This is a genomic window from Microbacterium testaceum (assembly GCF_020781835.1).
Taxonomy (GTDB): Bacteria; Actinomycetota; Actinomycetes; order Actinomycetales; family Microbacteriaceae; genus Microbacterium; species Microbacterium testaceum_H.
In genome coordinates, this window is the sequence record NZ_JAJGNJ010000003.1 from 411,830 (window position 1) to 426,864 (window position 15,035).

At 72.7% G+C, this 15,035-nt stretch carries 15 protein-coding genes; 6 read left to right on the forward strand and 9 right to left on the reverse strand.

Translation table 11 applies throughout. The features are described 5' to 3' along the window. Positions 1-64: 64 nt before the first annotated feature. From LL239_RS06795 to LL239_RS06815, 5 genes are read right to left on the reverse strand one after another with little or no spacing between them, the layout of a single operon-like run. The gene (locus tag LL239_RS06795) at positions 65-574 is read right to left on the reverse strand and encodes a hypothetical protein (RefSeq protein WP_228162695.1); all 510 of its coding nucleotides are present in this window, start codon (positions 572-574) and stop codon (positions 65-67) included. Further along, entirely contained in the window at positions 574-2,592 is a 2,019-nt protein-coding gene (locus LL239_RS06800; RefSeq protein ID WP_228162696.1) for a primary-amine oxidase, read from the reverse strand. The genes LL239_RS06795 and LL239_RS06800 overlap by 1 nt, the downstream gene beginning before the upstream one ends. Positions 2,593-2,633: 41 nt before the next feature. Next, a complete protein-coding gene (locus LL239_RS06805; protein WP_228162697.1) occupies positions 2,634-4,133 on the reverse strand; it encodes a gamma-glutamyltransferase in 1,500 nt (499 codons plus the stop codon). Position 4,134: 1 nt separating this feature from the next. Next, entirely contained in the window at positions 4,135-5,232 is a 1,098-nt protein-coding gene (solA, locus tag LL239_RS06810; protein ID WP_228162698.1) for an N-methyl-L-tryptophan oxidase, read from the reverse strand. Beyond that, positions 5,229-6,485, reverse strand: coding sequence for an aminotransferase class V-fold PLP-dependent enzyme (locus LL239_RS06815; protein WP_228162699.1), 1,257 nt, complete (start codon positions 6,483-6,485; stop codon positions 5,229-5,231). Before LL239_RS06815 ends, solA begins: the two co-directional genes overlap by 4 nt. A 55-nt stretch (positions 6,486-6,540) precedes the next feature. Between LL239_RS06815 and LL239_RS06820 the strand changes: the two genes are divergently transcribed. The 4 genes from LL239_RS06820 to LL239_RS06835 all read left to right on the forward strand — a co-directional run bounded on the left by LL239_RS06820 (position 6,541) and on the right by LL239_RS06835 (position 9,464). Next, positions 6,541-7,362: a class II glutamine amidotransferase gene (locus LL239_RS06820; RefSeq protein ID WP_228162700.1), complete on the forward strand. Its 822-nt coding sequence runs from the start codon at positions 6,541-6,543 to the stop codon at positions 7,360-7,362. 73 nt (positions 7,363-7,435) lie between these two features. After that, the gene (locus LL239_RS06825; RefSeq protein ID WP_228162701.1) at positions 7,436-8,302 is read left to right on the forward strand and encodes a spermidine synthase; all 867 of its coding nucleotides are present in this window, start codon (positions 7,436-7,438) and stop codon (positions 8,300-8,302) included. Between the two features lie 116 nt (positions 8,303-8,418). Continuing rightward, a complete protein-coding gene (locus tag LL239_RS06830; protein WP_228162702.1) occupies positions 8,419-8,946 on the forward strand; it encodes a hypothetical protein in 528 nt (175 codons plus the stop codon). Between the two features lie 29 nt (positions 8,947-8,975). Next, positions 8,976-9,464: a SprT-like domain-containing protein gene (locus LL239_RS06835; protein ID WP_228162703.1), complete on the forward strand. Its 489-nt coding sequence runs from the start codon at positions 8,976-8,978 to the stop codon at positions 9,462-9,464. A 144-nt stretch (positions 9,465-9,608) separates the two neighbouring features. Here LL239_RS06835 and LL239_RS06840 read toward each other — a convergent pair whose 3' ends face one another. Continuing rightward, positions 9,609-10,235 (reverse strand): 2-phosphosulfolactate phosphatase, encoded by a 627-nt coding sequence (locus LL239_RS06840; protein WP_228162704.1) that lies wholly within the window; start codon positions 10,233-10,235, stop codon positions 9,609-9,611. An 83-nt stretch (positions 10,236-10,318) separates the two neighbouring features. Between LL239_RS06840 and LL239_RS06845 the strand changes: the two genes are divergently transcribed. After that, positions 10,319-10,837 carry a hypothetical protein gene (locus LL239_RS06845; protein ID WP_228162705.1) on the forward strand — a complete coding sequence of 173 codons (519 nt, stop codon included), beginning with the start codon at positions 10,319-10,321 and terminating at the stop codon, positions 10,835-10,837. A gap of 9 nt (positions 10,838-10,846) precedes the next feature. Here LL239_RS06845 and LL239_RS06850 read toward each other — a convergent pair whose 3' ends face one another. From LL239_RS06850 to LL239_RS06860, 3 genes are all read right to left on the reverse strand, one after another. Continuing rightward, positions 10,847-11,497 (reverse strand): response regulator, encoded by a 651-nt coding sequence (locus LL239_RS06850; protein WP_228162706.1) that lies wholly within the window; start codon positions 11,495-11,497, stop codon positions 10,847-10,849. 79 nt (positions 11,498-11,576) lie between these two features. Next, the gene (locus LL239_RS06855) at positions 11,577-12,731 is read right to left on the reverse strand and encodes a sensor histidine kinase (protein ID WP_228162707.1); all 1,155 of its coding nucleotides are present in this window, start codon (positions 12,729-12,731) and stop codon (positions 11,577-11,579) included. Between the two features lie 208 nt (positions 12,732-12,939). Then, the gene (locus LL239_RS06860) at positions 12,940-13,428 is read right to left on the reverse strand and encodes an Lrp/AsnC family transcriptional regulator (RefSeq protein WP_228162708.1); all 489 of its coding nucleotides are present in this window, start codon (positions 13,426-13,428) and stop codon (positions 12,940-12,942) included. A gap of 111 nt (positions 13,429-13,539) precedes the next feature. Between LL239_RS06860 and LL239_RS06865 the strand changes: the two genes are divergently transcribed. Then, entirely contained in the window at positions 13,540-14,946 is a 1,407-nt protein-coding gene (locus LL239_RS06865; protein ID WP_228162709.1) for a DUF6421 family protein, read from the forward strand. Positions 14,947-15,035: the final 89 nt, after the last annotated feature.

The window sequence follows — 15,035 nt, forward strand, 5'->3', positions numbered from 1 at the left end:
TCGGCGCTGCTGCATTCAGCCCACGATGCAGACCGATGGACGGAAGCTCAGCGCACGATGGCCCTCAGCCCACCACCAGCGGCGCCGCCATCAGCACCGCCGACGCGCCCATCGCCAGCGGCGGCAGCCGCGTGACGAGGGGCCGGTCGCGATGCGCGGTGACGAACAGCACCACGCCCCCGACGGCGTACCCGACCACCCCGACGAGGGTGATGGCCACGAGCGGCAGGGCCCCCGCCCCGTGATGAGAAGAACCCGTGGATGCCGGGACGTGCGCCGCGAGCAGCAGCGCCGCCATGAGCACAGCGCCCAGGGCGTCAAACGCCCGCATCCTCCGCTCGGCACCGCGCCGCGCCGGCCCCGGAGCCACCGAGATCAACGCCGCGAGAAGCAGCACCGCCGCCCAGAACACCACCGGCACCCGCGCGCCGCCGACGACCATGTCGCCCATCGCGAGGAGCATCACCGCTGCGATCAAGAGCTCACGCACGCGTGACGCGGGGCGGTCGGCGGCGACGCAGCACGCGCCCGCCGCCGTCGCCACCAACGCCCCGGCATGCAGCACCTCCCCCATCAGTGCCCGTGGTGCTCGTGGCGTCCGTCGTGCCCGTGGTGGTGCTCGTGCCCGCCGGCGTCGTGCCCGTGGAGCGCGTGCCCCTCGGCCACCGCACCGCCCGCTCCCGGCGAAGGCGCATGGCAGTGATCCCCACCCGACGACGGGGGCAGGTCGAGCGAGGGGTTGCGGGTGAAGAAGCCGTCGGGCTCGAACCGCAGGCCGATGCGGTGCACCGGCATGATCGGCCACTCTTCAGGCTTGGGGTAGTGGTGCACGCCGACGATCGGCCAGAGCACCAGCTCCGCCCCGTCGAGCGGGCGGTCCGCCTGCTGCCACTCCGTGATGCCCTCGGCCTCGAGCGGCGCCTGGTTGGGGTAGTCGCCAGTGATGAAGCGCTCGTTCGGGTCGTACGCGGTGGCCCACAGGTGCTTCGAGACGAACGGCGCCTTGCGAGCGACGATGCTGCCGGGCTTGGCGAAGAGACGTGTGGTGTGCATCGCCGACAGCCGGTAGGCGGTGTTCTCGCCGAAGCGGTTGGTGCGCTCGGTGTTCTCCACCCGCCAGTGCACCGCACGAGACGCGTCGGCCATACGGCCGGCATCCTTCTCGGACGCGATGACCTCCGACACCATCTTGACGGCGTTGCCCCAGGGGTTGAGCTCCTCGTCCTCCTCGACCTCGGCGTGCACCTCGACCAGGCGGTTCTTCGGGCCGTCGATCGCGGTGTCCATCCGCACCGCGAAGTAGTGCTGGTGCGTGGGAGCCTGGACGTTCGGGCTCACCATGCGGCCGTACGCCGGCATCTTGCCGTCGTCGATTCCCGAGACCGACAGGATGCCGGTGAGCTTGATCTCCAGCTCGATCGAACCGTCCTGGTACAGCGACCAGTAGAAGCCGTAGTCGTAGTTGGCGACGGTCGCGAAGAACGAGATCACGAGGCGCCGCGAACGGCGGACATCCGCCTCGCCGGTGCGTGTGTTGACGTGCTTCCACAGGATCGAGGAGTCCTCCTCGTGCAGGCACACGCCGTTCGTGATCGTCTGGGCCTCGCCGAGCCCGTCGAGCACGTGGGCGTCGAAGTAGTGGATCTCGCCGAGGCAGTCGCATCCGAGTTCCAGGGATGCCGTGAGGGGCCCCGCGCCGTACTCGCCCCAGTCGAAGAAGTTCTTGCGGTACGCCGTCGGGTCGGAGTCCAGGTACGGCACGTACATCTCATTGACCGCGGCGCGGCGGAGGACCGGACGCTCGACATCGCCGTCGCGGTACGCGATGTCGTGGAGGACGAGCCCCTCGCGGTGCGTGAATCCGATGCGGAACGACCAGTTCTGCCACGTGACCCGGTGCCCCTCGACGGTGAAGCCGGGACCCTCGGGCTGGGTGATCTCCAGCGGCGCGACGTGTCGGTCGGGTCCCCACGTGCCCGACCGGTAGTTGCCGCCCTCGCTCGCCATGGGGATGACGCCGTGGTCCTCGATGCGGATGATGTCCAGCGTCTCGAGGTCGAGGATCGGCACGAGGCCGGCGACCGGCCGGGCGTAGCCGTTGTCATCCGCGCTCTCGCGGTACCAGACCGTGCCCCACGACAGCCGGCGGTCGACGAGGTCCTCCGGTTCGAAGCCTGTGATGGACTCGGGATCGACCCAGACGTGGGTGGTGTCGGTGATTCCGCGCTTGGCGAGGGCCTCCTTCAGGAGCGGATGCTCGCGGGCCGCGCGGGCGATCGCGCGCGCCTCGTCGCTCGAGACGCCGGGGCGCTTGGCATCCACCGGGTTCCAGGATGCCAGCGAGGCCTCGGCGCGGTCGGTGCCCGAGGTCCAGCCGGTGACCTCCCACGCGGCGTGGGCCGCCGGGTTCATGACCACCAGTCGCACGGGACGCCCTTGACCCGGCGCGAGGCTGCAGGCCAGATGCTCTTCGACCGCGATGCCCCAGAACCGGGGCTCGGAGCCGATGCGCTCGTCCGCGCGCACGAGCGCGGTGATCTCGACGATCTCGCTCGGGGTGAGGGGGTCGCTCCAGTGCCGGTCGGCGGTCATCGGGTCTCCTTGGTGCGGTGGGGCGGGTGGGGCTGGTCGATTCAGGATGCCGGGACGAGGACGGCGACCCCGTCGGCGCGGGGGTCGCTCGCGGCGTCGCGCACGCCGAGCCCCCCGACACGGCGGACGATCTGGACGTGACCGGCCTCGTCGGCGGGCCCGGGGAAGGCGGCGACGCCGATTCCGAGGGAAGCGGCGCGCTCGATGACCTCCGGGCGGACTCCCGGTTCGGTCACGAGCGTCAGCCGATCCCGACCGAGGTCGCGGTCACCGATCACCCACCGCGGGCGAGCGAGCAGCTCATCCAGATCGGTGTCGGCGTCGGTCGCGTCGGGCAGCAGCTGCGCGAGAATCCACGGCTGGGCGCGACCGCCCTGGCATCCGGCGATCACGGTCACGTCGCCGCGATCGACGATCGCGGGGGCGAGGGTGTGCGGCGGGCGGGCACCGGGGCGGATGGCCGCGGGCGAGGCCGGATCGATCGAGAACGCGCCCCCGCGGTTGTGCAGCAGGATCCCGGTCCCAGGATCGAGCAGTCCGGCGCCGAAGGTCTGGTAAACGCTCTGGACGATCGTCACGGCGTAGCCGTCGTCGTCGATCGCGACCACGGCGGCCGTGTCACCCTGCGGACGCGGCTCGCCCGGACCGGCGAGCGGGCGGGCATCGAGCGCGAGCAGCGCCTCGAGGTCGACCGGACCCGCGGCGGGGTCGCCGAGGTGCGCGGCGCGCGCCTGGGCGCCGCGCACGCTCGCCTCGAGCAGTCCGGCCGCCCCGGGCGCGCGCTCGCTCGCCGCGGCCACTCCCACCAGGATCGCCCCGACCGACGGCGGCGGCGCGACGCTGTAGTCGGCGTCGCCGATCCTGCGCGTCAGCGCCTGCACGACCTCGGGGCGATAACCGGCGAAATCGTCCTCGGTGTGGGTGCCGCCGTGGGCGCGCAGGGTCCGCACGAGCGAGCGCGCGATACCGCCCTCGTAGAAGTCGCGGGGGTCGACCGCCAGGCGGCGCAGGCTCGCCGCGAGAGCCGGCTGGACGAGGGCATCCCCCTCGGTGAGCAGCACGCCGTCGCGCGTGAACAGCGCGCGCAGACCTTCGTCCGCCCGGATGGCCTCCGCCCGCGAGACGAGGGCACGCGCCAGACCGGCGCTCACCGCCGTCCCGGCCTCGGCCACGTCCGCGGCCGCTTCGAGCGCGCGTGAGACCGGCAGCACCGCGCCGAGGTCGGCGATCGCGGCCCACCCGGCGAGCATGCCGGGGACCGTCACCGACCCGGCCCCGGCGCGCGGCACCTCGCGCCAGGACGCTGCCGCCTCCGCGATCGCGGCGGGGGCCGTTCCGGCGGCGACGACCGCGGTCGTCGTTCCATCCGGGCGGCGGACCAGCGCGATGAGGTCGCCGCCGACGGCGCACTGGTGGGGATAGACCACCGTCAGCATGGCGGCGGCGGCGAGCGCCGCGTCCAGGGCGTTGCCTCCCGCCGCGACGGCGGAACGGCCCGCCTCCACGGCGGCGGCGTGCGGAGCGGCCACGGCGATGGTCATGTCAGATCCCCCGTCGTGCGGTCGAGATGAAATCGAGGTCGGGGCGCTCGACGCCCTCGCACAGGTCCGCGACGGCATCGCCGATGGCCGGACCGAACTTGAAGCCGTGCCCCGAGCACGCCGACACGGCGATGACCTCCGGGCTGTCGGCGAGCGGACCGATGACGAAGCGCTTGTCCTCGGTCATCGTGTACAGGCAGGCCGCCGCCTCGACGGGCGCGGTGTCCAGTGCGGGGACGTACGCGTGCAGGAGATCGCGGAGCGCGTCGACCTCTGCGGGGGTCGGCGCGGCGACGGGCGTCTCGGGATCCCACACCTCTCCGGCATCCACCCCGAGCTTGACCCCGTTGCCGTCGGCATCCGGGATGCCGAAGACGAGGCCCTCGAGCCGGTCGACCGAGAACGCCCCGAGAGCGGGCGGTATGCCGGCGGACTGCCCCGCGCGGACCGTGACGGTGAGGATGCGCCACACCTCGAGGAGGTCGGACAGCTGCGGCAGGAGGCGCCCAGCCCACGACCCGCCCGCGACCACGAGACGCTCCGCGCGCACGACACCGCGGTCGGTGCGGACCTGCACGCCTCCCGAGGCGGAGTCCCACCCGAGCACCTGCTCGGTGTCGCGCACGTCGGCGCCGGCGGCCACGGCCAGCGTCCGCAGCGCGACGAGCGCCCGCTCGGCCTCGACCACCCCGGCCGACGGGTCGTACACGGCCCGGTACCCGTCGGGCACGACGAAGGACGGCATGAGGGATGCCATCTCACCCCGGTCCTCGACGAGGATGCAGTCCGGTCCCTGCAGCTGCGACGCACCCTCGTGGGCGTACATACCTCCGGTGCGGTGGATCAACGTCTCGCCGGAGGCCCGTTCGAGCCCCTCCCACGCGTCGAACGCCTTCTCGACCAGCGGGTTCCACACCGGGTTCGGATACGCGCGCCGGATCATCCGGGTGCGGCCGTGCGAGGAGCCGCGGGCGTGCCCGGCGGGGAAGCGATCGATTCCGACGACGCGCACACCGCGCCGGGCGAGGCTCGCGACAGTCGACATCCCGTGGATGCCGAGTCCGAGCACGACGACGTCCGCCGAGACGACCGCGGTCACCGCGAGCGTCCCGTGGCGATCGCCTCGACCCCGTCGACGAGGGCGGCCAGGTCGGCGGCGTCGTTGTAGATGTGCGGGGAGGCTCGGACGACGCTCGGCACTCCGCGGTCTCCGAGGTCCCACTGCCCGTGGGTCGCCGGGACGGACACGACCCGCACCCCGCGGCGCGCGAGCTCGACGACGGCATCGGCCGAGGCCAGGCCCTCGATGACGAAGGTCACGATCGCGGAGCGCGCGCCCTCGGGGTCGGCGACGGTCACACCGTCCAGATCGGCCAGGGCGGCGCGCAGCCGCGTGCCCGCGTCGACGAGCCACGCCTGCGTCTCGGGGATGCCGCGTTCGGCGGCCTCATCGAGGGCGGTGCCGAGACCGAGCCGGGCGGCCACCGCACCCTCCCACGTCTCGTAGCGACGCGCCGACGCATCCAGATCCCATGCCGTGCTCGACGTCCAGCGCGCTCCCCGCACGTCGGGCGCGGCGGGAAGCAACCGCTGGCACAGGGCTTCGCTGACGTAGGCGAAGCCGGTGCCGCGCGGAGCACGGAGGAACTTCCGGCCGGTCGTGACCATGACGTCGCACCCGATCTCGCCGACGTCGACGGAGAGGTGACCGACCGACTGGGTCGCGTCGAGGATGTACGTTCCGCCGTAGCGCTGCACGACCTCCCCGATCTGGGCGGCCGGCTCGACGAGACCGGACGAGGTGGGCACGTGGGCGACCGTCACGATCGACGGTACCCCGTCCGAGAGCAGGGTCTCGAGCGCAGCGACGTCGACGCGACGCCGATCGTCGTACGGCGCGATCACCAGGTCGATGCCCTGCTCGCGCGCCAGGCTCATCAGGTGCAGCGCGTGACTGACGTACGTGCTGCTGGAGGCGACGATGCGCTGCCCGCGACTCGGGCGCAGAGCGTCGAGCATGACCCGCAACCCGGTCGAGGCGCTGTCGAACAGGGCGATCTCGTTCGTCGAGGCGCCGACGAGCCCCGCGGCGGAGGCGTAGACCGCGTCGACATCGCCGCGTCGCTCGGCCGCGGCCTCGTAGCCGCCCTTGGCCTCCTCGAGACGGAGGTGCTCGACCACCGTGGCGACCACCCCGCGCGACGGCAGCGCTGCGCCGGCGGCGTTGAAGTGGCTGGCGAGCGTCGAACCGGTGGTGCGCTCACGCTCGGCGACGACGTCGATGGAGGATCCGTCCGCGGTGTGCGCGGGTGCCGATGCCGTGACGGCGTCTGCGGTGGGGAGTGGGTTCATGGGGGACGGGATACCTCCGAGTAGGATCCAAACATACTACATGTGGATCCAATCCATGATTTTCGATCCCGGAGGTGCCGTGTCCCGCATGCTCGCCTACGTCGCCCCCGCGCCGACGGACGCCGTCACCGCCCTCGGCGCGGATGTCCTGGCATCCTTCTCCGCGCTCTCCCGCGTGCACGCGGACGGCTGGGGTGCCGCGTGGCGCACCGCCACCGCTGTCTCGACCCGTGTCGTCGCCGGACGGCCCGCCACGCGAGCCGACCTGGCCGGCGCCGTCGCCACCCCGACGACCGCGGCCCTCCTCTACCTGCGCTTCGGCAGCTCCGGGACCGGCACCACCGAGGCCGAGGCGCAGCCGTTCCTCGCCGGCGATGCGGCTTTCCAGCACAACGGAGCACTCTCTCCACCGGACCGGCTACGAGCCGCCCTCACCCCCGAGGAGCGCGGCGGTCTGCGCGGGGGCAACGACAGCGAGCTCTACTTCGCCCGCCTCCGGCGAGCCCTCACCCCCGGGGCCGACATCGACCCGACGCGGATCGCGGATGCCGTGGCCACCGTGCGGGCGCTCTTCCCGGACGCATGCCTGAACGCCCTGCTGCTCACCCCGCGGGTTCTGATCGCGGTGCACTCCTCCGCCGGCCGCCCGGCGCCCCTCGCCGCCTTCGCCGCCCGAGGACTCGACGCCTCCACCCTTCCGTCCGGTCACGGCGACGGGTACAACCGCCTCTTCACCCGTCGCACGGCCGCCGGGGCCCGGGTCGTCGCGACCACCGGCATCCCGCTCGACGGCTGGGAGGCCCTGCCCGATGACGCGGTCTCGATGGTGACGCCGGCGGGCCTGGCATCCGTGCCCCTGCCACCCCCGGCGGCGTGAGCAGCCGGAAGCGCCGCCCGCGGGGGACGCCGAGCGACGGTCCTCGGCGACTCACGCGGTCTAGCGTGGAGGCATGGCTCGCATGCGCGTGGAACCCGACGACGCCCCGACGGCGCGTCTCTCCGACGGCTCGATCGCGCGGGTGACCGCCTCGACCTTCGTCTCGGGGTCGGAGCTCGTCGTCGACGGCACCCCGCAGTCGCACGTCGACCTCGACGATCCGACCCACCTCCACTTCGAATACGTCGCGCGCATGGCTGCCGTCATCGACCGACTGCGGATGCCGGGACAGCCGCTCACCGCGGTTCACCTGGGCGCGGGGGCACTGACGCTCCCCCGCTACGTCGAGGCCACGCGCCCGGGGTCCCGACAGCAGGTCCTCGAACTGGAACCGGCCCTGTGGGACCTGGTGCGCGAGAACATCCCGCTCCCCCGGGGGGCCTCGATCCGCGTGCGCATCGGCGACGCCCGCGCCGGCCTGGGGCGCCTCCCCTCGGGACTGCGCGGCGCGGTCGATCTTCTCGTGAGCGACGTCTACTCGGGAGCGCAGACCCCCGCGCACCTGACCACCGTGGAGTTCTACCGCGAGGCCGCGGCGCTGCTCGCACCCGACGGCGTGCTGCTGGTCAACGTCTCCGACGGTCCCGGGCTCGCCTTCGCACGCCGACAGGTCGCCACCGTGCGCGACGTGCTCCCCGAGGTGATCGTGCTCGCCGAGGTGCAGGTGCTCAAGGGCCGCCGGTTCGGCAACCTCGTCGTGGCGGCCTCGTCCGCGCCGCTGCCGGTGGAGTGGCTGCCGCGCCTCATGGCCGCCGGACCCCACCCCGCGAAGGTCGCCCAGGGGGCGGAGATCGACGAGTTCGTGCGCGATGCGCGCCCCGCGACGGATGCCGATGCGACGCCGTCGCCCAAGCCCTCGGCCTCCATCTTCGAGCGCTGACGAGGGCCATCCCGACGCTCCTCCGGGCGGGTTCGCGGCGCGCCGGTGTGGCGAGGCGGAGCATCGGGCACCGGCACCGCAGACTGGAAGGCATCGGCCATTCGAGAGGAGCGACGGTGAGCTACATCCACGGGTACGACCCCGACACGTTGCGCGAGATCACCGACTCTCGCGAGTGCGCGGAACGGCTCGAGGAGATCGGTTCGCAGCGCAGCCTCCCGGCCCTCCTCGAGCGCACGTGGCTGCTGAAGGTGCTGGACCGTTTCGACGAGGCCCTGACCGTGTCGGAGCAGTCCGTGCGCGTGGCGCGCATGGCCGGGACCCGACGCGATCTGCTGCGCGCCCGCATCCTGCACGCCACGATCCAGCAGTGCCGCGGCGCCTTCGCCGCCGCCGAGCAGGAGCTGACGGCATGCGCCGAAGAGGCCGAGGGACAGGGCTGGGCCGGCATCGCCGCCTTCGCCCTGCAGCACCGCGGCAAGGTGCACTACGACGAAGGCGACTACGAAGCCGCCCGCAGCGACTTCAAGCGCGCGCTGTTCCTCCGCCAGAACGCGGGGGCCAGCGACGCCGAACTCGAGTCGACGCTCCTCGCGATCGACGCGGCCGACCGGCGACGCTCGCGCGCGGTCGTGGCGAGCTGACGTCGGAGCCCCTCTCTACGATTCCCGTCATGTCCGATCTGCAGCGTGTGCGAACGTGGGCGGAGGCACTGATCGCCCTGCACCTCGACGATTCCTGGTCGTTCGCGTTCGACAACGCCAAGCGCCGGGCGGGCCTGTGCGACTACACGCGTCGGCGCATCAGCGTCTCGCGCTACCTCGCTGCCCGGTACGACGACGACACCAATCACCAGACGCTGCTGCACGAGGTCGCCCACGCGCTCGCGGGGGCACCCGCCGGCCACGGCCCGGTGTGGAAGCGGGCGGCCCGCGAGCTCGGCTACGTCGGCGGCACCACCCACGCCGGCGAGACCGCGAACGAGCTGGCGCCGTGGGTGGGCACGTGCCCCGCGGGCCACGTGGCCTACCGGCACCGCCGCGCGACCAGACCCACCTCATGTGCGAAGTGCGCCCCCTCGTTCGACCCCCGGTTCGCGCTGACCTGGGTGCGCCGCGAGATCAGCCCCGCGACGCGTCTGGCGGCGGCGACACCGCGCTGAGTCCCGGGCAGCGACGTCGCCGGACCGCGCGACGTCGCCGTGCCGCGGCCTCCCGCCGTGCCGCGCCTCCTCGCGACCTCGCCGTACCGCGCGACGTCGCCGTGCCGCGCGGGTCGTCGTGCCGCACGGCCTCCCGCAGAGGTCTCACGCGGCGGTGAAGACGCCTCCGCGCAGAACCGGGACGACGGATGCCGCGTCGCGCTCCGCCGCGGCGAGCACGAGGTCGCGCTCGCCCGCGTCGGCCCGCAGGCGCCCGGTGCCACTCGCGGTGAGGAGGTGACGCACCGCCACGCGCAGCGCCCGGAATCCTTCACCCGCCACCGCCGCATCGGGCGAGGCGTGATCGATCCCGAGGTCGCCGAGCGCGGCGACGACGGCCCCCGCCCCGAGGAGGTCCTCGACGGCGAATCGAACCCCGGGCTCCGCGGCATCCGCGTCGCCCGCCGCGATCACGGCGATGCTCGTCCGATCGCCGCGCGAGCGCTGCACCTCGAGAACGTGAGCGGCGACGGCGGCGGCGTTGCGGATCCCGGCGACCACGACGCGGGCACCCGCCCGCTCCGCGGCCAGAGCCACGCGCCCGGCAGCGTCGGCCGAGGGGACCGCGAGCTCGCGCCCCTCCTCGACGGCTGTCAACGCCCGCGCCGTGAGGCCCAGGGTCTGCACCACGACGACGACGTGCGACGGGGCGATCCGATCGAGCCCGGCCTCACCCCACTCCAGGCGCACCTGGTAGTTCGTCTGCGCGAGGGCGTCGGGGGTGTTCGGCATCCCTCGAGCCTACGATGAGCGCCCCGCATCGCACGGCCCGTCAACCCGGCGGCGTCCGTGCGGGAAGTTGGCACAATGCGAGCATGCGCATTCTGCTGAAGTTCGAGATCGACTGCGATCCGGATGCCGCCTGGCGAGCCCTCCACTCCCCCCGCGCGGTCGCGGAACTGTACGGCCCGCTCCTGGACGTCGAGCCCCTCGAGGAGGCGCCGACGTCGTTCGCCTCGGGCGCGGACCTCCCCGTGCAGATGCGCGCGGCGGGGGTTCTGCCGCTGGGGCGTCAGCTGATCTCGGTGGCCGACCGGGAGACGTCCGACGGGAACGGCCGGGTCCGCGTGTTCCGGGACTGGGGTGTGCCCCTCACCGGCCCCCTCGCGGCCCTGGACGTCTGGGATCACCAGATGGCGGTCTCGGCGGTTCCGGGCGACCCGAACCGGACGCTCTGGCGGGAACGGCTCACGATCGGCGGCGCCGCCGCACCCGCCCTGTGGCCGGGTCTCTGGGCGGTGTGGCAGTGGCGCGCGGCCCGCATCCGCGCGCTCGCGCCGACCTGGGCGCACGACCCCGAACCGCGCGGGGACGAGGCCGCCCCCGCACGGTGAGCCGCGCCGTCAGACCAGGCCGTGACGGTAGGCGAAGACGACGAGCTGCACCCGGTCGCGGAGCGCGAGCTTGGTGAGGATGCGGCTGACGTGCGTCTTGACGGTCGCCTCCGACAGGAATTCGCGCGCGGCGATCTCGGCGTTGCTGAGCCCCGCGGCGGCGAGCGCGAAGATCTCGCGTTCCCGGTCGGTCAGGGCGTCGTAGGTCGCCGGCAGCGGGTCGGCCGAACCGCCCTGCGCGATGTGCGCGAACAGTTCGCGCGTGGCCTGCGCCGCGATCACCGCGGAGCCGGCGTGCACCGTCCGCACGGCGGACAGGAGGAACTCCGGGTCGGAGTCCTTCAGGAGGAACCCGCTCGCACCGTGCTGGATCGCCCGAGCCGCCGCCTCGTCGAGGTCGAACGTGGTCAGCACGACGACTCGGGGCGCACCGGGATCGCGCAGGATCTCCGTCGTGGCGGCGAGCCCGTCCATCACCGGCATCCGCACGTCCATCAGCACGAGGTCGGGCCGGGTGGCACGGACGACCTCGATGCCCTCGCGGCCGTCGGAGGCTTCCCCGACGACCTCCAGGTCGGGCTGCGAATCCAGCACCATCCGGATGCCGGCGCGGAACAGCGCCTGGTCGTCGACGAGCACGACGCGGATCGGCGTGGTCATAGGGTCAGGTCCTTCCGCGGGACGGGTGCGGGACGGCATCCACTCTGCCGCGAACGCACCGCGGGAGCGAACGGACCCCTCACGACGACGTGCCGATCGGCAGGGTCGCGCGGACGACGAAGTCCTCCCCCTCCGGCTGCGCGGACAGCGTCCCGCCGGCGAGCTGGGCGCGCTCGCGCATACCGATCACGCCGTGTCCGCCCGTTGTCGGCGCGGCGCCAGCGGCGCGGCGGTTGCGCACCGACAGCTCCACCCTCTCCGGATGCCACGCGAACCGCACGCTCACCCGACGGTCGACGCCGTGGCGCAGGGCGTTGGTGAGCGCTTCCTGCAGGATCCGGTACAGCGCGAGCTGGACGGCCGCCGGAGGCTCGACGCCAGGACCCGGATCGACCATCGTGTGCAGCTCGACACCGGCCGCGCGCACCTGCGCGTAGAGGGTCTCGACGTCGGCGAGGGCGGGCTGCGGACCGTCGGCTTGACTGTGACGCAGCTGAGTGAGCAGCAGTCGGACATCGGTGAGGGCGGCGCGGGCGGTGGACGAGATCGTCGACAGGGCCTGCGTCGCAGCCGCGGGATCCTGCGCAGCGGCGTACCGCGCTCCGTCGGCCTGGGCGATCACGACGGCGAGCGAGTGGGCGACGACGTCGTGCATGTCGCGGGCGATGCGCACCCGCTCCTGCTCGGCGACGGTGGCCTCCTCGGCGGCGCGTTGCGCGCGCGCGTTCGCCGAGGCCCGGGCGGCTGTGCGGACCAGGGCGCCGGTGACCCAGGAGAGCAGGAAGGCGAAGCCCGAGCTCAGCAGGACCGCGAGGACGGCGAAGGCGTCTTGGGGGTGGTACACCTCTGCCCCGCCGCGCACGATCAGGTAGACGGTGACCACGACCGCCCCGCCCACCGACGATGCCAGTCCCGCCCAGAACACGCGGCGGCTCCCGTACGCGGCGGTGCCGTAGAGCACCGCGAAGATGACGACGTCGGTGGGGGTCGGGGAACGCAGGAACGCCATCTGCGCGATCGCCCCGGCCCAGGCCAGGGCGAGTCCGACGCCGGGGTGCAGCCGCCGGAACGCGAACGCCGCTGCGAGCAGGGCGACGAACAGCACCGCGCCGAGGTTGCCGCCGATGTCGCCGGGCTGGAGTTCGAGCACGATCGCGATCAGGCCGAAGAGACCGGCCGCGACGAGGTCGACGACCAGTTGGTAGCGGAGCAGGGGACGCAGGGCGATGCGCATCCCCGTCACGCTACGCGGGCGCCGGGCCGTCGGCATCCGTCGTCAGATGTATTCGGTCGGGGTGCCGGCCCTCCGACGACGGGCCCGACCCGAGCCGTCCTGCGGAGAACGTCGATGACACGCCGTCCTGCGGCATCCCCCACGGCGTGTCCACCCCGACCTCCGCACGACGGCACGCCGACCTGCGCGGCCAGAACGCCGTACCGCGTCAGGCCGGGAAGTCGGCGGGCTCGATGGGACGCGCCTCGAAGAAGGTCTGCAGCACGATCGTGGTGCGGGTGTTCACCTGCGCGGCCGCGCGGATGTCGCGGATCAGCGTCTCCAGGTCGCGCGGGGTGGGCACACGGACGAAGAGCATGTAGGCCGCGTCGCCGGCGATGGAGTGGCACGCTTCGATGGCGCTGAGGTGGGCGAGCAGTTCGGGGGCGTTGTCGGGTTGGGCCGGGTCCAGCGGTGTGATCTCGACGAACGCGGCGAGCGGCCGGCCGAGGGCCTCGGCGTCGAGCACGGGACGGTAGCCGCGCACGATCCCGCGGGCCTCCAGCCGCCGCAGCCGTGACTGCACCGCCGACACCGACAGCCCCACCCTCTCGGACAGGTGGGCGAGCGTGGCGCGCGCGTCGAGCGAGATCTCGCGCACGATGGCGGCGTCGACGGTGTCGTCGAGTCGCGCGCGGCGAACGGAACCGTCGGGCATGGGGCCGACAGTACCAGTGCCCGCGCGATTGCACGCTCGCGTTGGATGAACATTTTCCGCTAGCATGCGTGTTTGACCGGAATATTTCCCGCATCTCGATGGGAGGCCGCCATGACCCTCGCAACTTCTCCGCGCTCGACGCACGACCTGCTCGCCGACCACACGGCCGATACGGTCGAGCACTCCCCCGCGTGGACCCTGCTGAAGGATGCCGCGACCGATCTGCAGTCGCTCCAGGCTCAGGACGGGTCCGTCCCCGAGGCAGCCGATCGGGCCCGGGCCGCCGGGCTCGTCGCCGACATCGTCGCCGCGATCACCGCCCTCACCCCTCTCTTCCCTCACGACGAGGCATACCTGCGCGCTGCCGTCGCGGACTTCGAGCGGTGGGCGGATGCCGGGTTCGGCGTGCCCGATTTCCTCGACTCCCTCGTGGCCTTCCAGCCGCAGCAGCATCGGGTCGACGGCATCCGTCACCTCGTCGTCTTCCCCATGTACACCCAGAACGGATCGCGCGACCGGCACGTCGAGGCCGTTCTCGTCGAGGTCATCTGGCCGGAATTCATCGCGCGACTGGAGACCGAATACACCAACGGGCTCTTCGTCTCGCTGCGCCTGGTGGACTTCACGCCCGGCTACGACACCAACTCCGCCGTGCTCTTCCCCGAGACCGTCGCGATGCGCGAGGTTCCGACCTTCACGTGGGGCGCGATCTTCCAGGACCGCGAGGCCGCCCGGTACCGCCGGGTGACGCGCGCCGCCGCCGAGATCACCAAGCTCGACCTGCCCGAGGGCGCCGCGCGGCTGCTCGACGATCAGGACCTCGCCGAGCGCACCTTCGTGATGTGGGACATCATCCACGACCGCACCCACATGCGCGGCGACCTGCCCTTCGACCCGTTCATGATCAAGCAACGGATGCCGTTCTTCCTCTACTCGCTCGAGGAGCTGCGCTGCGACCTCACCGCGTTCCGCGAGTGCGTCGAGATCCACAAGCGCCTGTCGGCGCGGGACGACCTGGATGCCGCCGAGCAGGCCATGCTCGAGCACGCCGAGCTCGTGCAGTACGCCGTGATCTTCGACCGCATCTTCCGCTTCGCCATCACCGGCTCGCGCGTGCGCAACTACGACGGCCTCGGCGGTCAGCTGCTCTTCGCCTGGCTGCACCAGCGCCGCGTGCTGCATTGGACCGACACGTCGCTCGCGTTCGACTGGGACGAGGTCCCCGCCGCGGTGGTCGCGCTGGCCGATGCCATCGACGACCTGTACTGGCGCTCGATCGACCGACCGAAGACCGCGCACTGGCTGGCCGCGTACGACCTGGTGCGGTCGGTGGTCACCCCTCACCCCGCCTCGGTGTGGGCGCGCGGACTACCGGACGAGGTGCTCGCCGGGCTCCCCAAGGGGTACACGGATGCCGTGCTGGACGACGAATTTCCCCTGTCCATGTTCTTCGAGGCGCTCGAGAAGAAGATGCGACCCGTGATCGCCTCGACCGAGGGCATCACCGGACGTGACTGAGCCCTCCGGGTCCCCCGTCCGCGGTCGCGGCTGACCGTCCGGCGGAGTCCATCGACGACACGCCGACAGGGGTGGCGGTCGCACCGGCG

Bases quoted from the DNA above. Each gene is read 5' to 3' on its own strand.
- LL239_RS06850 (WP_228162706.1), bottom strand. From the start codon at position 11,497: ATGACCACGCCGATCCGCGTCGTGCTCGTCGACGACCAGGCGCTGTTC.
- LL239_RS06805 (WP_228162697.1), bottom strand. From the start codon at position 4,133: ATGACCATCGCCGTGGCCGCTCCGCACGCCGCCGCCGTGGAGGCGGGC.
- LL239_RS06825 (WP_228162701.1), top strand. From the start codon at position 7,436: ATGGCTCGCATGCGCGTGGAACCCGACGACGCCCCGACGGCGCGTCTC.
- LL239_RS06800 (WP_228162696.1), bottom strand. From the start codon at position 2,592: ATGACCGCCGACCGGCACTGGAGCGACCCCCTCACCCCGAGCGAGATC.
- LL239_RS06865 (WP_228162709.1), top strand. From the start codon at position 13,540: ATGACCCTCGCAACTTCTCCGCGCTCGACGCACGACCTGCTCGCCGAC.
- LL239_RS06820 (WP_228162700.1), top strand. From the start codon at position 6,541: ATGATTTTCGATCCCGGAGGTGCCGTGTCCCGCATGCTCGCCTACGTC.
- LL239_RS06860 (WP_228162708.1), bottom strand. From the start codon at position 13,428: ATGCCCGACGGTTCCGTTCGCCGCGCGCGACTCGACGACACCGTCGAC.
- LL239_RS06795 (WP_228162695.1), bottom strand. From the start codon at position 574: ATGGGGGAGGTGCTGCATGCCGGGGCGTTGGTGGCGACGGCGGCGGGC.
- LL239_RS06835 (WP_228162703.1), top strand. From the start codon at position 8,976: ATGTCCGATCTGCAGCGTGTGCGAACGTGGGCGGAGGCACTGATCGCC.
- LL239_RS06845 (WP_228162705.1), top strand. From the start codon at position 10,319: ATGCGCATTCTGCTGAAGTTCGAGATCGACTGCGATCCGGATGCCGCC.
- LL239_RS06855 (WP_228162707.1), bottom strand. From the start codon at position 12,731: ATGCGCATCGCCCTGCGTCCCCTGCTCCGCTACCAACTGGTCGTCGAC.
- LL239_RS06840 (WP_228162704.1), bottom strand. From the start codon at position 10,235: ATGCCGAACACCCCCGACGCCCTCGCGCAGACGAACTACCAGGTGCGC.
- LL239_RS06815 (WP_228162699.1), bottom strand. From the start codon at position 6,485: ATGAACCCACTCCCCACCGCAGACGCCGTCACGGCATCGGCACCCGCG.